This is a genomic window from Nitrospirota bacterium (assembly GCA_040752355.1).
In the GTDB taxonomy this organism is placed as follows: domain Bacteria; phylum Nitrospirota; class Thermodesulfovibrionia; order Thermodesulfovibrionales; family Dissulfurispiraceae; genus JBFMCP01.
This window is the reverse complement of the sequence record JBFMHE010000009.1, coordinates 15377-33572: the sequence shown is the minus strand read 5'-3', so window position 1 is coordinate 33572 and position 18196 is coordinate 15377. Positions and strand designations below refer to the sequence as shown.

Annotated in this window: 20 protein-coding genes; 15 read left to right on the top strand and 5 right to left on the bottom strand. The window is 57.1% G+C overall.

The window, feature by feature from the left end:
- Positions 1-42 precede the first annotated feature (42 nt).
- The 6 genes from AB1805_08095 (at position 43) to AB1805_08070 (ending at position 3371) form a co-directional block, all read left to right on the top strand.
- The gene (locus AB1805_08095) at positions 43-1458 is read left to right on the top strand and encodes an MASE3 domain-containing protein (protein MEW5745380.1); all 1416 of its coding nucleotides are present in this window, start codon (positions 43-45) and stop codon (positions 1456-1458) included.
- A gap of 249 nt (positions 1459-1707) precedes the next feature.
- A complete protein-coding gene (locus AB1805_08090) occupies positions 1708-2073 on the top strand; it encodes a hypothetical protein (GenBank protein ID MEW5745379.1) in 366 nt (121 codons plus the stop codon).
- A 9-nt stretch (positions 2074-2082) separates the two neighbouring features.
- Entirely contained in the window at positions 2083-2343 is a 261-nt protein-coding gene (locus AB1805_08085; GenBank protein MEW5745378.1) for a glutaredoxin family protein, read from the top strand.
- On the top strand, positions 2340-2696 hold the full coding sequence (locus tag AB1805_08080) for a ferredoxin-thioredoxin reductase catalytic domain-containing protein (protein ID MEW5745377.1): 357 nt from the start codon (positions 2340-2342) through the stop codon (positions 2694-2696). The genes AB1805_08085 and AB1805_08080 overlap by 4 nt, the downstream gene beginning before the upstream one ends.
- Positions 2693-3067, top strand: coding sequence for a DVU0772 family protein (locus AB1805_08075; GenBank protein ID MEW5745376.1), 375 nt, complete (start codon positions 2693-2695; stop codon positions 3065-3067). The genes AB1805_08080 and AB1805_08075 overlap by 4 nt, the downstream gene beginning before the upstream one ends.
- Positions 3068-3182: 115 nt before the next feature.
- A complete protein-coding gene (locus AB1805_08070) occupies positions 3183-3371 on the top strand; it encodes a Rho termination factor N-terminal domain-containing protein (protein MEW5745375.1) in 189 nt (62 codons plus the stop codon).
- Between the two features lie 44 nt (positions 3372-3415).
- On the opposite strand, the gene AB1805_08065 is transcribed toward AB1805_08070, so the two are convergent.
- Together AB1805_08065 and AB1805_08060 are read right to left on the bottom strand one after the other, a co-directional pair.
- Positions 3416-4075, bottom strand: a complete 660-nt coding sequence (locus AB1805_08065) for an HAD-IA family hydrolase (protein ID MEW5745374.1) — start codon at positions 4073-4075, stop codon at positions 3416-3418.
- Positions 4072-4632, bottom strand: a complete 561-nt coding sequence (locus AB1805_08060) for a hypothetical protein (protein MEW5745373.1) — start codon at positions 4630-4632, stop codon at positions 4072-4074. The genes AB1805_08065 and AB1805_08060 overlap by 4 nt, the downstream gene beginning before the upstream one ends.
- A 116-nt stretch (positions 4633-4748) precedes the next feature.
- On the opposite strand from AB1805_08060, the gene AB1805_08055 reads away from it, so the two are divergent.
- The 9 genes from AB1805_08055 (at position 4749) to AB1805_08015 (ending at position 15270) form a co-directional block, all read left to right on the top strand.
- Entirely contained in the window at positions 4749-5486 is a 738-nt protein-coding gene (locus tag AB1805_08055) for a 3-oxoacyl-ACP reductase family protein (protein ID MEW5745372.1), read from the top strand.
- Between the two features lie 22 nt (positions 5487-5508).
- Positions 5509-6510 (top strand): aminoglycoside phosphotransferase family protein, encoded by a 1002-nt coding sequence (locus tag AB1805_08050; protein MEW5745371.1) that lies wholly within the window; start codon positions 5509-5511, stop codon positions 6508-6510.
- Complete coding sequence (locus tag AB1805_08045) at positions 6504-7247, top strand: HAD family hydrolase (GenBank protein ID MEW5745370.1); 744 nt, start codon at positions 6504-6506, stop codon at positions 7245-7247. The genes AB1805_08050 and AB1805_08045 overlap by 7 nt, the downstream gene beginning before the upstream one ends.
- Positions 7244-7990, top strand: coding sequence for a dethiobiotin synthase (gene bioD, locus AB1805_08040; protein MEW5745369.1), 747 nt, complete (start codon positions 7244-7246; stop codon positions 7988-7990). Before AB1805_08045 ends, bioD begins: the two co-directional genes overlap by 4 nt.
- A 300-nt stretch (positions 7991-8290) precedes the next feature.
- A complete protein-coding gene (locus tag AB1805_08035) occupies positions 8291-9211 on the top strand; it encodes a DmsE family decaheme c-type cytochrome (protein MEW5745368.1) in 921 nt (306 codons plus the stop codon).
- A gap of 11 nt (positions 9212-9222) precedes the next feature.
- Positions 9223-11376: an MtrB/PioB family outer membrane beta-barrel protein gene (locus AB1805_08030; protein ID MEW5745367.1), complete on the top strand. Its 2154-nt coding sequence runs from the start codon at positions 9223-9225 to the stop codon at positions 11374-11376.
- 213 nt (positions 11377-11589) lie between these two features.
- Positions 11590-12528, top strand: coding sequence for a DmsE family decaheme c-type cytochrome (locus tag AB1805_08025; protein MEW5745366.1), 939 nt, complete (start codon positions 11590-11592; stop codon positions 12526-12528).
- 13 nt (positions 12529-12541) lie between these two features.
- Positions 12542-14725 carry an MtrB/PioB family decaheme-associated outer membrane protein gene (locus tag AB1805_08020; GenBank protein ID MEW5745365.1) on the top strand — a complete coding sequence of 728 codons (2184 nt, stop codon included), beginning with the start codon at positions 12542-12544 and terminating at the stop codon, positions 14723-14725.
- A gap of 149 nt (positions 14726-14874) precedes the next feature.
- Positions 14875-15270 (top strand): nucleotidyl transferase AbiEii/AbiGii toxin family protein, encoded by a 396-nt coding sequence (locus AB1805_08015; protein ID MEW5745364.1) that lies wholly within the window; start codon positions 14875-14877, stop codon positions 15268-15270.
- 3 nt (positions 15271-15273) lie between these two features.
- Here AB1805_08015 and panD read toward each other — a convergent pair whose 3' ends face one another.
- The 3 genes from panD to AB1805_08000 form a co-directional block, all read right to left on the bottom strand.
- The gene (gene panD / locus AB1805_08010; GenBank protein ID MEW5745363.1) at positions 15274-15624 is read right to left on the bottom strand and encodes an aspartate 1-decarboxylase; all 351 of its coding nucleotides are present in this window, start codon (positions 15622-15624) and stop codon (positions 15274-15276) included.
- A 114-nt stretch (positions 15625-15738) separates the two neighbouring features.
- Positions 15739-16026, bottom strand: a complete 288-nt coding sequence (gatC, locus tag AB1805_08005; GenBank protein MEW5745362.1) for an Asp-tRNA(Asn)/Glu-tRNA(Gln) amidotransferase subunit GatC — start codon at positions 16024-16026, stop codon at positions 15739-15741.
- Positions 16027-16048: 22 nt separating this feature from the next.
- On the bottom strand, positions 16049-18169 hold the full coding sequence (locus tag AB1805_08000; protein MEW5745361.1) for a DUF3553 domain-containing protein: 2121 nt from the start codon (positions 18167-18169) through the stop codon (positions 16049-16051).
- Positions 18170-18196 lie beyond the last annotated feature (27 nt).

Below are 18196 nucleotides of genomic sequence, written 5' to 3'. Positions count from 1 at the left end.
CCTGCCGGTACCCTGCCAGTACCCTGAATGAGAGAGAGTATCATGGAGAGACAATCGTCGCTGATCCGCACCGTGCTGACGATCCTCGTCGGCGTTCTTGTCCTCCTGGCGCTCTACATTATTCAGGTCAGAAATTATCTTCTTTTCCATACTATCGCCGAGATTTTCAGCATCGTCATCGCCTGCGGCATGTTCATGATCGCCTGGCACTCGCGGCGCTTCATGAACAACGACTATCTCCTGCTGCTGGGGGTCGCCTATCTTTTCGTCGCAGGCCTCGACCTGCTCCACACGCTCGCCTACAAGGGGATGGGGGTCTTCAGGGGATATGATGACGATAACCTCCCTCCCCAGATATGGCTCGTCGCCCGCTATGTGGAGAGCGTTTCGCTCCTCGTCGCCCCCTGGTTCATCAGGAGGAAGCTGCATGCGCCGGCAGCGTTCTTCGTCTACGCTGCCGTGAGCGCGCTCATGCTGACGACCATTTTTTACTGGCAGGTGTTCCCTGCGGCCTTCGTCAAGGGGGTGGGACTGACGCGCTTCAAGATCATCAATGAGTACGTCATCTGCGCAATCCTCCTCGGGGCGATGGTGCTCCTGCTGCGCCAGCGCCGGGAATTCGACCCGCGGGTGCTCCGCCTGCTGGTGCTCTCGATCATCGCGACGATAGGAACGGAGCTCTCCTTCACGATCTATGTCCACCTCTACGGCTTCTCCAATATGATCGGCCACTATCTCAAGATCGTTTCGTTCTATTGCATCTACAAGGCGATCATCGAGACGGGGCTCGAGCAGCCGTACAATCTCCTGTTCCGCAAATTGAAACAGAGCGAGGAGCTGCTCAGGGAGCAGAAGAATAAGCTGCAGGAATACCTCGACATCGCCGGCGTCATCCTGCTCGCGATCGGCGCGGACCAGAAGGTGGCGCTTATCAACCGCAAGGGCTGCGAGGTCCTGGGGCTCCGGGAGCAGGATATCGTGGGAAAAAACTGGTTCGATCTCTTCGTGCCGGAGCGGATACGGGGCAGCGTAAGAGCCGGGTTCGAGAGGCTGATAGCCGGAAATGTCGAACCGGCCGACTATTTCGAAAATCCCGTCATCACGAAGAAGGGAGAGCGGCTGATCGCCTGGCGCAATGCGGTGCTGCGGGACCGGCACGGCGCTGTCGCGGCTACGCTCAGCTCCGGAGAGGACATCACCGAGCGCAAGCAGGCCGAGGTCGAGCGGGAGCAGCTGATCGCGCAGCTGCGGGACGCGCTCGCGCGGGTGAAAGTGCTGAGCGGGCTGCTGCCTATCTGTGCCTCCTGCAAGAAAATCCGCGATGACCGGGGGTACTGGAACCAGATCGAGGTCTATATCCACGACCACTCCGATGCGGTCTTCAGCCACGGCATCTGCCCCGAATGCGCCAGGAATCTCTACCCCGATATCTGCAAAGACCTCCCCGAAGCCTCGTAAGCTGAACAATATAGATGCAGCATGCAGAGGAGGGGGCGAGGCGGAGCATTTGTGCTCATTCTCGGACGGCATCCACGCCGTCCTCCGAGGCGGGGCAGCCCGCTCTGCCATCCTGGCTTCGCCTGGGCTGCCCATGCTGCTCCAAATGCCTCACCTCGCCCCCTCCTCTGCATGAGCAAACGCCGTCCATAGCTAAAAGGTTCTTCAGTGTGGTAAAGTTTATTACCTATCTCTCGTGAAAGGAGTTTTATGCCCGATCCCCAGTACAAGCAGTATACGCCCGAAGAGGACAAGATCTATAACGAAGCAATGGCGAAGATAAAGCAGGGCATGCAGAACGGGCTCTCCTTCAACGAGGCCTGCGCTGCTATAGATGTGCCGGATGAGGAGCTGAAGACATATATTCTCGACGACGCTCTCAAAGTCCAGATTGCCGAGCTGCATTACGGCAAAGGGCTGGCGCTCCCCCAGGTCGCCGAGACCCTGATGGTGCCGCTCACCAGGGTCGCTGCCGCCCACCGGGAGATGCTCGAAGACGTGGGCCTGACCGCGGCAGAGCTCTACCGCCGGAGCAGTCCCGATATGCCGGAGGGCGGCCCGGTCGGCAATGCGTAGCACGCACCCATGGCCGAACAGAAGAAGAGCGTAACCGTTTATGCCCTGAGCACCTGTCCGATGTGTAAAAGGGTGCGGCGTTTTCTCGAGCAGAACGGCATCGCGTTCGACCTTGTCGAAGTGGACCTCCTCGACAGCGGCGAACAGTGGCTCGCCTCCAAGGAGGTCAGGAAGTACAACCCGTCCGGCAGTTATCCGACGGTGGTCATTCGTGAAGTGATCACCGGCTTCGACGAAGAGCGGTTGAAAGCAGCGCTGCTCGCCCCATGACGCCCGAGCGCCTCTATGAGCTCCTTGCCCGGTATGCCGCATCGCAGGGCATCCGGCTCAACAGCGATAAAGAGTATGTAATGGAACTGCTGGAGGGCCTGCTCGCCAATGAGCAGCGCTACGGCTACCGCTCCTGCCCCTGCCGCCTCGCTGCGGGAACCAGGGAGGGGGATAATGATATAATATGTCCCTGCGTCTATAAAGATCCCGATATAGACGAGTACGGAAGCTGCTACTGCGGCCTGTACGTGTCAGAGGCGTGGAACCGGGGGACAGTGAGACACCGGAGGGTGCCCGAGCGGCGGCCGCCCGGAAAGGACAGCAGTGAGGAAGAAGGAGGCAGGAAGCCATGATGTTCAGCGAGATGTTGTCACTGGAGCAGATCAAGAAGGAGCAGTTCGTCATCGACCATATACGGTGGGACCTCGAACCGAAGGACCTTATGGAGCCGCGCTGCAAGGCGGGCGACGAGGGGCCCACGTTCCGCGAGCCGATCAAGGGGTATATCTTCTATATCGATGCAGCGGATAAGAAGCCGCAGCTCTTCCTGATGCGCCACACGGCAGCGGAGTATGCCGAGACCCTGGCCAAGATCGATGAAGTACCCGAGGAGCTTCTGCTCGAGGCGATGGAGGAGAACAAGGAGCGGGCGTGCTTCAGGATGTACCCGATCAGCAAGAAGATCGAGGCCTGGCTCAAAAAGGAGCTGGGCATCGCCTCCTAGCGCCCGCCTCACTCCCCCTCTTCTGATGCGTGTTGCCGCAATGAAGAGTTGCTAAACAGGGAGAATGTGCTAAAGTTTAAAGAGGTCGCTGCTCATCACTTTTCAGGAGGGGGATATGAAGCTGCAGGAGATCAGGGAGATCGCGAAGGAGCGGGGCATCAAGGGCGGTAAGATGAAAAAGCAGGAGCTCATCAGGGCGATTCAGCAGGACGAGGGGAACGAGCCATGCTTTGCTACCGGGAGGATCGAGACCTGCGAGCAGCACGGCTGTCTCTGGCGCAACGACTGCTCCGACAGCGCATAAGCGCTTCTCTGCCGGCCGAACGGCCGCAGGCCGGAGCAGTGCCTCTACGCAGCCGGCTCCAGGAGCTCCCGGTAGTCCTTGAGGATGGGGAACTCGTGTGAGGGAGCGTCTTTCTTTTTCGAGTTCGCCCCGATCTTGAGAAAGAGATATTTGATGCCGAAGGCCTTTGCCGTCCTCAGCACCCCGGGCGTATCGTCGATGAAGAGCGACCGCTCCTTATCGAACCCCAGGAGCTGCTGCGTCTTTTCCCAGAATTCGAGCATCTCCTTCGGATAACCCATCTCGAACGAGGTGATGCACCGGTCGAAGTACCCGCCGATCTCGGTCTTCTTCAGCTTGATATCCAGGACCTTGTAGTGGGCGTTGGTGAGCAGGCAGACCTTTTTGTTCTTCTCTTTCATCGCGCCGAGGAAATCGATCACGTGGGGATGTACCTCGATGAGGTGGCGGATCTGTTCTTTGAGGGCGGGGATGTCGAGGTGCAGCTCCCGCGACCAGAAGTCGATGTCGGTCCAGTTGAGCGTCCCCTCGTGCGCCTTGTACAGGGCGAGCAGCACCTCCCTCGCCTTGCCGAAGGTCACCTTGTGCTTCTCGGCGTACTTCTCGGGGACGAGGTGCTCCCAGAAGTAGTCGTCGAAGTACCGGTCCAGGAGCGTGCCGTCCATATCGAGGAGCACGAAGTCGATGGCGTGCAGCGGTATCATTCCTCCCCGCTGTACCAGGTGTGATCGATATAGTCGCGTGTCCGCTCGTTGATGAGCTCGAGCACTCCCTTGAGCTCGGAGAATATCTGTTCGAAGAGGTCGCTGTCCGCAACGTCTTCGGCCTCGACATCGTAGGAATAGGTGATCTCGTACTCCTTGACAGGCTCGTCGCTCGGGATCATCTCCCGGGCGATGAGGAGGGGCTGCGTGTCGGGGTAGTTCTCTTCGATCTCGTCGAGGAGCCCTTCGATGTGGGGATAGGCCACCAGCACCGGCAGCTTGACGGTGATCTCGAGCTCGAACGATGTATCGATATCCCCTTCTCCCTCTTCCGGCGAGCTGTCCTCGTAGAGCGTTATGCCGGTCTGGAAGGCGTCATAGGTGAAGGATACCGTGGCCGAGAGGGGATAAGGGGGCTCCATATCGGGAAGGGTCAGAGAGAAGACGCTCTCCCGGTCGAGCGTAAACTGTTCTATGAATACCTGCATGTTGAATATCTCGAGGTAGTTCTTAGCCGTCTCGGCTATCTTCATCTGGACTTCTTCAAAACGCGTCATGGGCCCTCCGGGACGTTTTGAGCGTAATGCGTCAAGCGCCGTGTGTCAAACTGCAGAAGACCATGGCGCTTGACGCATTACGCTCAAAGCCTGTTAAAATTGTCTGAAATTATACCATGAATAGACACCTTATGACGAACAGGGTCGCTGTTGTCACCGGCGGTACGCGAGGGCTCGGGAGGGCTCTCGTTGCGGCCTTTTCCGAGCAGGGATACCGGGTCGTCGCGAACTACCACCGGTCCGAAAGCGACGCCCGCGAGCTTGCCGCGCATACGCCGGACCCTGTGCGAGGCAGGGTGCTCCCGATCCGGGCCGACGTAAGCAGCGCTGCCGAGGTCGGCTGCATGGCCGAGCGCGTGCTCAGGGAGTGGGGGCGCATCGATGTCCTGGTGAATAACGCCGGCATCACCCATGATGCGCTGCTGCTGCGGCAGCGGGAAGAGGAGTGGGACCGGGTACTGGCGGTGAACCTGAAGGGCATCTTCAATACCGTACGCGCTTTTGCGCCCCATATGGAAAAGGGAGGGCATATCATCAACCTCTCCTCCTATTCGGGGCTCAAGGGCAATCCGGGGCAGGCGGCTTACAGCGCCTCGAAGGCCGCGGTCCTCGGCCTTACCCGTACCCTGGCCCTCGAGCTGGCCGAACGGGACATCAGGGTGAATGCGCTCTTGCCGGGGTACCTGCCCACGGACATGGGAAGGGCCGCGGGCGACGCGCTGGAACGGGCGCGTGCGGCGAGCCTGCTCCGGACGCTCTCCGACCCTGACGAAGCGGCGCGCTTCGCCGTTTATCTCGCCGGCACCGGGAATATCACCGGTCAGGTGTTCTGCATTGACAGCAGGATCATATAATGAAAAATGATAGAATTACTCTATGAGTAATGGGTACCTCGGGACACTCGATTATGCGGATCCGCTGTATGAAGTCCTCACCACCCAGGTCTGCCGGGAGGTGGAGGAGCCACGGTTCCATGTCAGCAGCACGTCGTCGCGGCGTGTATACAAATACACCGAGGAGAAGACGCAGCGCGCGCTGATCGGCAAATTCTTTCACCTGCAGGACGCCGGATCGGATCGCATGCTGAGGCTGAAGGCCGAGTATGACAACCTCCGGAAGATACGGGGCTTCGGCTTCGATTCCTCTCCCCACTATGTCGTGCGCCCCTTCGCCCGGCACGAGGCGATCGGGCTCGCCGTTGTCGAGGAATATATCGAAGGGAAGCCCCTGGACCATTTCTTCAAGCGCGCGGCCTTCAGGGGAGACGGCCCGCTGCTGAAAGAGAAGCTCTCGGCGCTCGCCTCGTTTCTCTTCGCGCTGCATACGAGGACCGCCACGGCCCTTGCCGTGGACCTCGAACCGGTGGAGGACTACTTTATCAAGGTGCTCGACTCCCTCTACCGCCACGGGATTGTCACTGCCGGCGAGGAGCGGACCTTCCTGATGCTCATGGACGCATGGCTGGAACAGCCGCTGCTCCGGAGGGCGGAGCGGGTGATCGTCCACGGCGACGCCACGCCGACCAATTTTCTCTTCACCGGCAAGGGCGAGGTGGTCGCCATCGACCTCGAACGGATGAGGGAGAGCGATGCCGCCATCGACGTGAGCATGATATGCGGCGAGCTGAAGCATGCCTTTCTGTGGCGCACCGGCAGCGCCGCCGCGTCCGAGCCGTTCATCGGGCACTTCCTCGAGGCCTATGCGCGTCATTCCCCCGATCCGCAGACGGTGTTCCATCGCTTTACCGCGCGGAATCCCTTTTACATGGCATTGACCGAGCTGAGGATCGCGCGGAACAGCTATCTCGACCGGGGGTACCGGAGGCGGCTGGTCGCCGAGGCGATGGCGTGCCTCGACGGAGGGCTCGGACGGTGGTAATCAGGGCGGTGCTCTTCGACCTCTACCGCACGATCATCGACATCACCACGGATGAGCACGATCCGGTGGTCTATGAAACGCTCGCCCGGTATCTTGCGTACCACGCGGTGAAGATCGCTCCCGGCGAGCTGAAGGCCGCGTATTTCGCCGGCGTGAAGAAATGCCAGGAGGAGAGCGGGGAGCAGCATCCCGAAGTCGATGTCTACAAGATATTCTCGGACCTCATGCACCGGTACGGCCGGTACGGCCAGTACGGAAAAAGCTGCTATGCGAAGAGCACGATCGTCGATACGGCCGTGCTCTTCAGGGCATTGACGATCAGGAATTTCGGTCTCTACGACGGCTGCTACGACACGCTCCACGACCTTACGAAGCGCTACAGGACGGCGCTCGTCTCCGATGCCCAGTGGGTCTTCACCGAGCCCGAGATGGCGATGTGCGGCCTCGACCGGCTCTTCGGCGCCGTACTGCTCTCGTCGCGGCTCGGCTTCAGGAAGCCCGACGCCCGCCTGTTCACCGCTGCGCTGGAGCGGCTGGGCGTCCCCCCGGGCGAGGCGGTCTACATCGGGGATAACCCTTCGCGCGACCTCGTCGGTGCAAAGAGGGCGGGTATGCGGTGCCTCCTCTTCAGGCCCGAGTCGATGCGCTATGACGGCATCGAGGCGGACGGAGGGTTCGACCATTACCATGAGCTCGCCGCTGCCCTGAAGGGATTGGAGGAAGAGAGAGCGCAATGAAAAAGGGTGTCTTCATAACCGGCACGGATACCGGCGTGGGAAAAACCATTATAGCCGCGCTTGTCATCCGGCTGCTCCGGCAGCGGGGCGTTCGCGCCGGCGTGATGAAGCCGATAGAGACGGGATGCGAATCGATCTATGGCGCCCTTATGCCGAAGGACGGGACCTATCTCAGGGCCATGGCCGAGGCGGATGACTCCATTGACCTGGTGACGCCGCTCCGGTTCCGCTATCCCCTCGCTCCCCTGGTGGCCGCGGAACTGGAGGAAAAGCCGGTCGACCTCTCCAGGGTAATGAGCGCTTACGAGGCCCTCTCGAAGCGTTACGAATTCCTCGTCGTCGAGGGAGCGGGCGGCCTGCTCGTGCCGATCGCACGGGACGCCTCACCACTTCCCGCTCCGCATCATGGGTCGCCTTATTTCATGAGAGATCTCGCCAGGGATATGGAGCTGCCCCTCGTCATCGTCGCGCGGGCGACCCTCGGCACGATCAACCATACCCTCCTCACCGTGGAGCACGCCCTGAGCGAAGGGCTGAACGTGCTCGGCGTCATCATCAATTACTCCTCCCCCGGCGCCGGCGGCATAGCCGAAAAAACGAATCCCGATGCCCTGCGCGAGCTCTGTCCCGTACCCATCCTCGGGACGGTCCCTTATATCGAGGGCATCACCAGAGGTATCCTCGATACCCTCGCGCTCACGGCCGGCGACTCCCTCGCCGCGAGCCTTCTCGGGCGTACATAGCATCTCACCGCTCTTAGTCCGCACCCCCACACTGCCTCTCCCTTCCTCAAGCCCTCTATGTCTCCGAAATCTCCCCGGATGTCCATGCAAGGCGGTCAGAGCTTACCCTAAAGTTGCGATTGCCACATGTTCTCCTGGATATATATTTAGAGATATAAAACAAACACTTAATTCAAGAGAAATGAATTTAAGTCGATAACGGATTAGTGATGCAGGTCACAAGAGAGTGGCCTCTGCAAGAAGGGCATGCATGGACGTGCTTTCAATTGATAGCGGTGAAATCTGCAAAGGAGGCAGTGTATGAAACGCTTCTTACCGGTCGTACCCATCCTGCTGCTGGTCTGCACGATGGCTTTTTCATCTCAAAGTGCTGCTGAAGGCGGCAAAGGTTATGCAGGCGCCGATACCTGTAAAGGGTGCCACGAGGCGGCGTACGAAAGCTATGCGCACTCGATCCATGCGAAGAAGTCCATTCCCGGCAGCCCGGCAACGGGCGCGGGCTGCGAGTCCTGCCACGGCTCCGGCGCCGCCCATGTGGAAAAGGGCGGCGGAAAGGATACCGGCATTATCAGTTTCGACCGGAAGGAAAAGGCGAAGGCGAAATCGGCTCAATGCCTCTCCTGCCACGAGGAATCCAGGCACCTTGCGTTCTGGAATATGAGCAAACACAAATCCGCCGGCGTCTCCTGCGATCAGTGCCATTCCGGCCACGGCGGCGGCTACAAAGGCCTGAAGGAAAAACAGACCGAGCTCTGCAACAGCTGCCACCGCGACATAAGGCACCAGACGAACAAGCAGTCCCATCATCCTATAAAAGAGGGGAAGGTCTCGTGCAGCGACTGCCACGACCCGCACGGCTCCTTCGGCCCGAAAATGGTGAAGGCGGATACCGTGAACGAGCTCTGCTACAAATGTCATGCAGAGAAGAGGGGTCCGTATATGTTCGAGCATCCTCCGGTCGAGGAGAACTGTATGATCTGTCACACGGCACACGGCAGCAATCATAACAAGCTCCTGACAAAGAAGATGCCTAATATCTGCCAGAGCTGTCACGACTGGACCCAGCATCCCGGTGTTCCTTATACAGCTGAGTTCGGCTTCGGAGGGGCAGGGTCGTTATCGAGCAGGAACAAGCTGGTCGCACGCTCGTGCCTCAACTGCCATACGAACATCCATGGTGGCTTCGGAGTCGGCAGAAGAGGCCCTAAATTCACCAGATAGGAGGAACGGGAATGAAAAAGATATTAACATATACGGCAGTTCTCTGCGCGCTCTTCTTGCTGAGCACCGGAGCCTATGCAGATGAAGCGAAGCCCTTGAGCGGCGAGATCAAGGCTGTCGGGAAGCTTGTGAATGTGGACGGAAACGAGGCGAAGTTCAATGAATACCGGGATCTCCAGGACGGAGTGTATGGAGATATCCGCCTGAAGTACGACAACAACCGGTATTTCATGAAATTCAATGCAGGTGATATAGCGTACGATACCCAGAGCTACAAGCTTGAAAGCGGCATGTGGGGAAAATTCAAGTTCTATCTCAAGTACAATGAAATTCCCCATAATATTACCTATAATGCCAGAACAATCTTCAGCGGGGCCGGAACATACAGGCTGACGACCGGCGCTGTTCTGGTGCCAGCGAATGCAGATCCCACCAATTTTTTTGATTACTCGGTAGACAGAAAGCAGTTCGAAGCAGGCGTTAAACTGGATGTGTTGAAACCGCTTTACCTTGATCTATCCTACGCCAGAGAAGATCGTGACGGCATCAAGCCTGCCGGGGTAGCATTGAGAACCGGAGGCGGTTCGTTCTTTGCAGAGATCCCGGAGCCGGTTGACTATGTAACGAACAGCCTCAAGGCCGAAGTAGGATATGCAAAGAATCCCGTGTTCTTTTCATTTGCGTACTTCTACAGTGAGTTTTCGAATGAGCAGGATAAATTATTCTTTGTGAATCCGAATAGCATTAACACCTTGAATGCTACGCGAGACGACTATTTAACGCTCCCGCCAGATAACAAGTACCATAATTACAGCTTCAAAGGTGTAGTAAAGCTTCCCCTCTACAGCGCCTTGAATGTCAATATTGCCCGTTCAGATACAAGATCGGACTTCGCGTTCCCCATGTTGAATGCCACCAAAAGCTACTGGGTAAGAGATGTCGCTGGCGGCATTCAGGAGGTTACTTTAACCGATTCGGAATTTGACGGTAAGCTCACTGCTAATAGTTACTCTTTTGTCCTTACCTCACGACCAGTGGGTTTTCTCGGCGCAAAAGCATTTTACAAGTACTACGATAAAAAGAACAAGTCCGACGAGATTGGTCACACAGATTCTAACGTCAACGGCGGAAGCCAATTTTTTAACCACCTCTTTGATTACGAGAAAAGGAGCTACGGAGTGGAGCTCGATGTCAAGCTCCCGGCCAAGTTCTCCTTGACGCCGGCCTATTCGCGTCTGAACACCAAGAGGAACAGGACGGATTTGCCCGAGACGACCGATAACATCTATGCAGTGGATTTGAAGTGGAGCGGCGTGGACTTTATGACCGCGAAGGTCGGGTATGAGAGGCTGGACAGGCAGTCTACGAAAGGGAGAACGGAAACCCTCTTTGCAACCGACCAGGCTGCTGCAGATGTTGTAGAGCCGTATATCAGGCGTTTCGATGCCGCTCCAATGGATCGTGATACCTATAAGGCATCGATTGATATCTATCCATTGGACACACTTAGCTTCGGTCTGCATTACAAAAACAAGAAATCCGAATTCACCGATACCGTCCTTGGCCTGAGAGATGATAAGACGAATGAGTACGGTATAGATGCTGATTGGAGAATAAACAGTTTTATTGCGGTGAGCGGCTATGTAGAGTACGAGGAGACAAAGGTATCACAGGTGCAACGCGCGAGCACCTCAAGTGCGGGCCTCGATCCGAACGCCGCCAGTTTCTTTACCAATACCACTACGTATCAGTATACGTGGCGACTGGATCAGAAGGACAAGACCTATAATTACGGTATAGGCGCTGAAATAGACGCGATCCCACAAACGTTAGTCTTCAATGTGCAGTTTGATCGTATGAAGTCGGACGGGTTTGCGGATTTTTCCTTCTTTGATGGGCCGCCTCCCCAAACTAGTGATATTTCGAACTGGGATGACTACAGGAAGACTGCGTTCAGCGTGAAAGCGAAGTATGCTGTCAGCAAAAGGCTCGGCATAACCGGGGGGTACGCTTACGAGAAGTTCACCTATAACGATATCGCTGTAGATGGATATCAGTACTCCTACGGTACCGCGGAGGCGAATGTGAGCACATTAACCGGGGCCTACAGCGCACCGTCATACAGGGCGAACATACTCTTCGCAGGATTGGTGTACAAGTTCTAGCAGCCATTCCGGCAGTCCCCTGCAAAAGGAGAGGGCTCCGGCCCTCTCCTTTTTGGTTTTTACCCGCCGATAAAAATTTCTTGACAAGCTACAAACCTTTGCTAAGATTTAAAGTAGCGGTTCCTTAAAAATCACTGACGACATCGTTGATGAACGACTATGCCGGTTTGATGAAAAACCGGACAGGGAAACTTTGTGCGCTCGAGGGGGTTGATGATGAAAAAGGTAATCTTGTTGCTGGTCATATTTCTCTCCTCGCTGGTCATCTTTTCGGGGAGCGCCTTGTCGCAGCGCGATACGGCGGGCAAGGCGGGCTATGTCGGCTCCGAAACCTGCAGGGGCTGCCATGAGGCGTACTACGAAAGCTATGCGCGCTCGGTGCATGGCAAAAAGGCGGTGCCCGGCACCCCTGCCAGCAGCTTCGGCTGCGAGTCGTGCCATGGGCCCGGAGCGGAACATGTTCAGAAAGGCGGCGGGAGAGGCACCGGTATCTTCACGTTCGAACGGGGCGTTGCTGCCGAGAAGAAGTCGGCACAGTGCCTGTCCTGCCACGAGGACTCCAGGCATCTCGCCTTCTGGAACCTGAGCGAGCACCAGTCGTCAGGCGTCTCCTGCGACCAGTGCCATTCATCGCATTTCGGCGGCGACGAGAACCTGAGAGGACCGGAGCCCGACCTCTGCTTCGATTGCCACCGGAGCATCAACTTTCAGGTTAATAAACAGTCGCACCACCCCATACGTGAGGGAAAAGTGATGTGCACGAGCTGCCACGATACCCACGGGACCATGAACCCGAAGATGATCAAGGCCGACACGGTCAACGAGCTCTGTTATAAGTGCCATGCAGAAATGCGCGGCCCCTTCATGTGGGAGCATCCCCCGGTCGAAGAGAACTGCCTGACCTGCCACACTCCCCACGGCAGCAACCATAACCGGCTTCTCGATAAGAAACTGCCGCAGCTCTGCCAGAGCTGCCACGAATGGAGCGGCCATCCGGCGACTGCATACACGCAGGCCGATGCCTTCATCAAGCCTCCCGGCGTTACTGTTCCCATATCGAATAAGCTCGTCGGCCGGAGCTGCCTGAACTGCCACACGAACATTCACGGAAGCAACGGGCCCGGGACGCATGGCCTGCGGTTCGTGAGATAGGGGAGGTGATGAAATGAAAACAACGTTGATTACCCTTGCAATCATACTAGGGCTCATGACGCTCTCGTCGAATGCTGTCGCTGAGGAAAAGAAGATGGAAGGCGGCATCAGTGTGACCGGCATGCTCACGGAGGTGAACGGCAGCGAGGCGAAGTTCAATGAGTACCGGGACACCCAGGACGGCGTGTACGGCGACATCCGGCTCGGCTACGAAAGCGGGAGATACTACTTCGATCTCAAAGCGGCGAATTTCGGCTATGCCCATAACAGCGAAGATTGGGGCTTCGACAACCAGCGGTACGATCTCAGCGGCGGCATATGGGGGAAATTCAAATACGATTTTTTCTACGATGAGATTCCTCATAACATCACCTATGGAGCGCGGAGTTTCTATTCAGGCATCGGCACGGGGAGCCTCACCGGAGCGCCTATCCCTCTTGCCCCCGGTGATGTCACGATAGCTGACGCATGGAATGCCTTTGATTACTCCCTGAAGCGTAAACAGTACGGCGGCGGTATACGACTCGACGCGATAAGACCGTTTTTCTTCGATGTCTCGGCAGCGAGGGAAGAGCGGGACGGCATAAGACCGACGGCCGCCTCAACAGGCACCCCGGGACAGGGGGCTGTAGAGCTTCCGGCGCCGATCGACTATGTGACCAATACCTTGAAAGCAGAGGCGGGCTACTCGAGGAAGCCCCTGTATGCATCGGTGAGCTTCCTGTACAGCAACTTCGACAATGACAACGAGGTGTTGAGCTTTCAGCACCCGGTGACCGGCGGCGTCGACAATACGAGTCTTCCGCCCGGCAACGAGTATTACAAGGGAAGTTTTAAAGGAGCAGTCAATCTCCCCTTCAACAGCAAGTTCGATGTCAATCTCGGCTTTTCGAGAAAAGAGTCAAACCCGCTGCTTATTACCTCCTATGTTTTTGAAGGTGCTGCTGCGAGCGTCGATTACGGAGGAAGGACTACGTTTGACGGGAAGATCGATACCCAGAATTACGCTTTTGCCCTGACATCGCGTCCTGTACGCTTCCTGGATACCAAGCTCTTCTACCGGTATTATGAATGGGAAAACAAGTCCGACAGGATAACCCATACCGACAGCGGGAGCGGCGTCACTCTTACGAACCGGCTTTTCGACTATCATAAAAACAGCGCCGGCATCGAGCTCGGCTTCAGGCTGCCGGCGAATTTCCATATTACTCCTGCCTACAAATATGTGAAGACCAACAGGAGCAGGGAGGACCTCCCGGAGACCGAGGACGACATCTACTCGATCGACGCGCGGTGGACCGGGCTCGACTTCCTGACTGTCAGGGCAGGGTACGAGCGGCTCGAAAGGGATGCGGAGCACGGGCAGTTGACGGTCGTTACGGGTGTTCAGGCAGAGCAGGACGTTGCAGATGTGGTCGAGCCTTTCCTGAGGAGGTTCGATGCAGGGCCGCAGGACAGGGATACGTACCGGGCGTCGGTTGAGCTGTATCCCCTGGAAGCTCTTAACGTGGGATTCGGGTTCCAATACAAAAAGTCGGACTATAAGGATACGGTGTTCGGTCTGCATGATGACAAGAGGTATGAATTCAATGTCGATGCGGATTACGCCATAGGGAGATTTGCACGGTTGTTTGCCTACTTCGACTACGAAAGGACCAAGCTGTATCAATTCCAGCGCCAGGCTCCTTTCAATGCGGATGCCGGCTTGATGGATCCGACCGTCCCGCCTGTGGTGCTGGTTCCTCCGCCTCCTCCGGGGGGCCCTGTATTTAACTGGGACGTTACGCAGGTCAACGAGAGCTACGACTACGGAGCCGCTACCGACATCTATCTCATTCCCAGGAAGCTGACGCTTCAGCTCCAGTATAACCATGTGGATTCCGACGGGTCCGCGGACTATACCTACTTCTTTGCCGATGCGCTTACGCTGGGGCGCACCAACGAGAACATCGATATCGACAATTGGGACGACTACCGGAAAGACCTCTTCATAGCCAAGGTCATCTTCAATGTCACAAAGGCGTTTTCTCTCTCCGCGGGATATGCTTATGAGCAGTATAAGTATAATGACGCAACGCTTGACGGATACATATTCGCCTTCCCTATTGCTACACCGAATACGTTCTTGACCGGCGCCTACGCGGATCAGTCGTACAACGCCAACGTGGTCTTCGCCACGGTCGCCTACAAGTTCTAGGGTGCTTTCCCGCCAGGAATGAGCATGGCTCATTTCCTGACCCTCCCTGAAGGAGAGAGCGCAAGCTCTCTCCTTTTGCTTTAGCGCCGCCGACAGTAGACGATCTCAAGAGCGTATGTGAGCATCTCAATAAGGCCGGCGCCAAGTATATCCTGGTAGGCGGTCTGGCGGTCAACTACTATGGGCTGCCCCGTTCTACGCAGGATATTGACCTGCTTGTAGAGGATACCGAGGAGAACATAGAGAGGATCAGAGAGGCCTTATCGTTCTTGCAGGATAAGGCGTCGCTGGAGGTTCGCCCGGACGATGTAAGGAACTATACCGTCGTGAGAATCGCTGATGAGATAGTCATCGGTCTGATCGGTAAAGTCGGGGACTTAACCTATCGGAACGCCGGAATCGAGATATATGACCTGGATGGTATTCCTGTTCCCATTGCCGACCTGAAAACCATGATCCGGAGCAAACAGGGCGTTAGAGAAAGAGATAAGGCAGATCTTCAATTCTTTCTTTTGTTGCAGGAAAAAGAAGAGGGGGAGCGATAAGAGTTACCCGAGGGGGTTATTATTCCCGTCGAGCTTGATGATGACGGGGGAGAACCCTTCCATCTCCGCCTTGTCGAGATAGCAATAGGCGAAGATGATGATCCGGTCGCCGACCATGCCCTTGCGCGCGGTGGGGCCGTTGAGGCAGAATTCGCGGGAGCCCGGCTTCCCGGGTATCACATACGTCTCGAACCGCTCGCCGTTGTTCAGGTTGCTGATCATGACCTGCTCATAGGGCAGTATGCCCGCCTGGTCCATGAGCTCACGATCAATGGTAATGCTCCCCTCGTAGGCGAGGTTCGATTCCGTCACCGTTGCCATGTGAATCTTCGATCTTAAAAAACATCTCAGCATAACTATTACCTCAAACACTGAATCCGAAGCACGGAACTCTAAGCAAAGGAGATTTTTCTTATTATCTGTTTTTGTTTAGGATTTAGAGTTTCGAATTTCGGACTTGCCGTCATTTTATTCTATTATTTTCGGCACCCGGTAGAACTTCTCGGTCCGGTCGGGGGCGTTCCTCAGCGCCTCCTCGCGCGGCAGCGACGCTGCCGGTACGTCCTCTCTCACGACATTGTTCAGGGGCAGCACATGCGAGGTCGGCTCGACCCCGCTCGTGTCGAGCGTGTTGAGCTGCTCCACATAGTCGAGGATCGTGCTGAGCTGGCTGCTGAAGGTATCGAGCTCCTCACCGGAGAGGGCGAGCCGCGAGAGCTTCGCTATGTGGGCTGCATCGTCCCTTGTTATCCTCATCCTTTGCCTCTCACCACGGTCGCTATATCCTCTCCAGGTTTGCATGCTTGACCGAGAGGCGCTTCAGGCCGACGTTCGGGAAGTTGACGGTCACCTTCGTCTCGTCGCCGTCGCCGCAGCAGTCCCGCACGATGCCGATCCCCCAGGAGGGGTGTTTCACCTTGCTCCCGACGATGTAGGCCGGGCCGCTCGGCCGCGCAGGAGCTATCCTGACCGGTTTCGGGGCCGCAACCGGCTTTTGCTGGGGGATAGTCTTTTCGAGCCACTGGCAGCAGTCCCTCGGGATATCGTCGAGAAAGCGGGACGCCTCCTGGTCCTGGACCTTGGAGAAGAGTCTCCTCTTTTTGACGCCGTGGAGGTAGAGCATATCTCTCGCCCTGGTCATGCCCACGTAGAAGAGCCGCCGCTCCTCGTGCATCTCCGCTTCGTCATCAATGGCTTTGAAGTAGGGCAGAATGCCCTCCTCGAGGCCGACGATGAACACGACCGGAAACTCGAGGCCCTTGGCGCTGTGCAGCGTCATGAGCGACACCGCGGCGTCCCTCGGGGTCTCGCCGTCCGCCCCGGTCACGAGCGAGGCGCGTTCGAGAAAGTCCTTGACGCCGATGTTCTCCGCCGAGGCGATCAGCTCCATGATATTCTGGAGCCGCTCCTCCTCGATGTCCTGGATGTATCCTGTCTTCTCGACGATGTCCTTCAGCATCTCGGCAGCGGTCTTGCAGGAGGCGGGAGAGAGGCTGTCGATGATCTTGATGAATTCGCCGAGCTTGTCCTTGAGCGAGACGGCCACGTTATTCGATTTCAGCATCGACGCTATCGCCGTGAGGAGATTGACGGAGTGCTTCTTCGCCTCCTGCTCGATCTTGGCGAGCGTCGAGGCCCCGATCCCCCGCGAGGGGCTGTTGATGATCCTCCTGACGCTCACCGTATCGTCGCGGTTCAGCGCAACCCGCATGTAGGAGATGAGGTCCTTGATCTCTCTCCTCTGATAGAAGCTTATGCCGCTCACCACGGTGTAGGGGATACCCTCTTCGCGCAGGGCGTCTTCGATCGCCCGCGCCTGGAGGTTGATGCGGTAGAGCACCGCGAAGTCGCTGTACTCGTAATTGTTCTTGAGGTACAGGTCTTTTATGGCGCGGGCCACGTACTTCGCTTCGTCGTCCTCGGTGTTGAGCTGGTAATAGCAGACGCGCTCCCCGGGCCCGCGGTCGGTCCAGAGTTTTTTAGGCCGGCGGAGGGGGTTCCTGGCGATGACCGAGCCGGAGACATCGAGGATGTTCTGGGTGGAGCGGTAGTTCTGCTCGAGCTTGATGATCGTCGCCCCCGGAAAATCCTTTTCGAAGTCGAGGATGTTGCTTACGTCCGCGCCCCGGAACTTATAGATGCTCTGGTCGTCGTCGCCGACTGCGCAGATGTTGTTATGAGCCGAGGCGAGGAGGTGCAGGAGCCGGTACTGCGAGCGGTTCGTATCCTGGAACTCGTCGACGAGGATATAGGGGAACAGCTCGACATACTTTTCGCGTATCTTCGGATACTCCTCGAAGAGCCGTACGGTGAGCGTAATGAGGTCGTCAAAGTCGAGGGCGTTGCAGCGCTTCAGCTCGTCCTGGTATTTCAGGTAGACCCTGCCGAGCTTCTCGTCGAAGCTGAACCCGTCTCCCTGCGAGAGGAACTGCTCGGGAGAGATGAGGGACGACTTCAGGATGCTGACGCGCCCGGCGACCCCTTTGTAGAGCGCCTCGTAGATGTTGAACTCCTTGAGGATGTGGCGGATGAGACCGCACTGATCCCCTTCGTCGTAGATCGTGAAGTCGGGCTTGTAGCCGAGGGCCCTGATCTCTCTCCGGAGGATCTTGTTGCACTGCGAATGGAAAGTGCCGATCCAGGCGCTCTTGAGATCGCCGTCGATAAACGCGCCGATGCGTTCTTTCATCTCCTCGGCGGCTTTGTTGGTGAAGGTGACGGTAAGGATCGACGGGGCCGCATACTTCTTCTTCTTGACCAGGTGGGCGAATTTATAGGTGATCACCCGCGTCTTGCCGCTTCCCGCGCCCGCGAGCACCAGGAGCGGACCTTTCGCGTGAAGGATGGCGTCGCGCTGCCGGGCGTTGAGATCGTCTAGTAAAACATCCTTTGACATCATGGCTCCTTAACTATATTAATAAATCCC

Excerpts from the sequence above, each read along its gene's own strand:
- AB1805_08095 (MEW5745380.1), top strand. The coding sequence starts at position 43 with ATGGAGAGACAATCGTCGCTGATCCGCACCGTGCTGACGATCCTCGTC.
- AB1805_08060 (MEW5745373.1), bottom strand. The coding sequence starts at position 4,632 with ATGACGCGTTTTGAAGAAGTCCAGATGAAGATAGCCGAGACGGCTAAG.
- AB1805_08025 (MEW5745366.1), top strand. The coding sequence starts at position 11,590 with ATGATGAAAAAGGTAATCTTGTTGCTGGTCATATTTCTCTCCTCGCTG.
- AB1805_08030 (MEW5745367.1), top strand. The coding sequence starts at position 9,223 with ATGAAAAAGATATTAACATATACGGCAGTTCTCTGCGCGCTCTTCTTG.
- AB1805_08090 (MEW5745379.1), top strand. The coding sequence starts at position 1,708 with ATGCCCGATCCCCAGTACAAGCAGTATACGCCCGAAGAGGACAAGATC.
- AB1805_08070 (MEW5745375.1), top strand. The coding sequence starts at position 3,183 with ATGAAGCTGCAGGAGATCAGGGAGATCGCGAAGGAGCGGGGCATCAAG.
- AB1805_08085 (MEW5745378.1), top strand. The coding sequence starts at position 2,083 with ATGGCCGAACAGAAGAAGAGCGTAACCGTTTATGCCCTGAGCACCTGT.
- bioD (MEW5745369.1), top strand. The coding sequence starts at position 7,244 with ATGAAAAAGGGTGTCTTCATAACCGGCACGGATACCGGCGTGGGAAAA.
- AB1805_08065 (MEW5745374.1), bottom strand. The coding sequence starts at position 4,075 with ATGATACCGCTGCACGCCATCGACTTCGTGCTCCTCGATATGGACGGC.
- panD (MEW5745363.1), bottom strand. The coding sequence starts at position 15,624 with ATGCTGAGATGTTTTTTAAGATCGAAGATTCACATGGCAACGGTGACG.
- AB1805_08000 (MEW5745361.1), bottom strand. The coding sequence starts at position 18,169 with ATGATGTCAAAGGATGTTTTACTAGACGATCTCAACGCCCGGCAGCGC.
- AB1805_08050 (MEW5745371.1), top strand. The coding sequence starts at position 5,509 with ATGAGTAATGGGTACCTCGGGACACTCGATTATGCGGATCCGCTGTAT.
- AB1805_08080 (MEW5745377.1), top strand. The coding sequence starts at position 2,340 with ATGACGCCCGAGCGCCTCTATGAGCTCCTTGCCCGGTATGCCGCATCG.
- gatC (MEW5745362.1), bottom strand. The coding sequence starts at position 16,026 with ATGAGGATAACAAGGGACGATGCAGCCCACATAGCGAAGCTCTCGCGG.
- AB1805_08055 (MEW5745372.1), top strand. The coding sequence starts at position 4,749 with ATGAATAGACACCTTATGACGAACAGGGTCGCTGTTGTCACCGGCGGT.
- AB1805_08020 (MEW5745365.1), top strand. The coding sequence starts at position 12,542 with ATGAAAACAACGTTGATTACCCTTGCAATCATACTAGGGCTCATGACG.
- AB1805_08075 (MEW5745376.1), top strand. The coding sequence starts at position 2,693 with ATGATGTTCAGCGAGATGTTGTCACTGGAGCAGATCAAGAAGGAGCAG.
- AB1805_08035 (MEW5745368.1), top strand. The coding sequence starts at position 8,291 with ATGAAACGCTTCTTACCGGTCGTACCCATCCTGCTGCTGGTCTGCACG.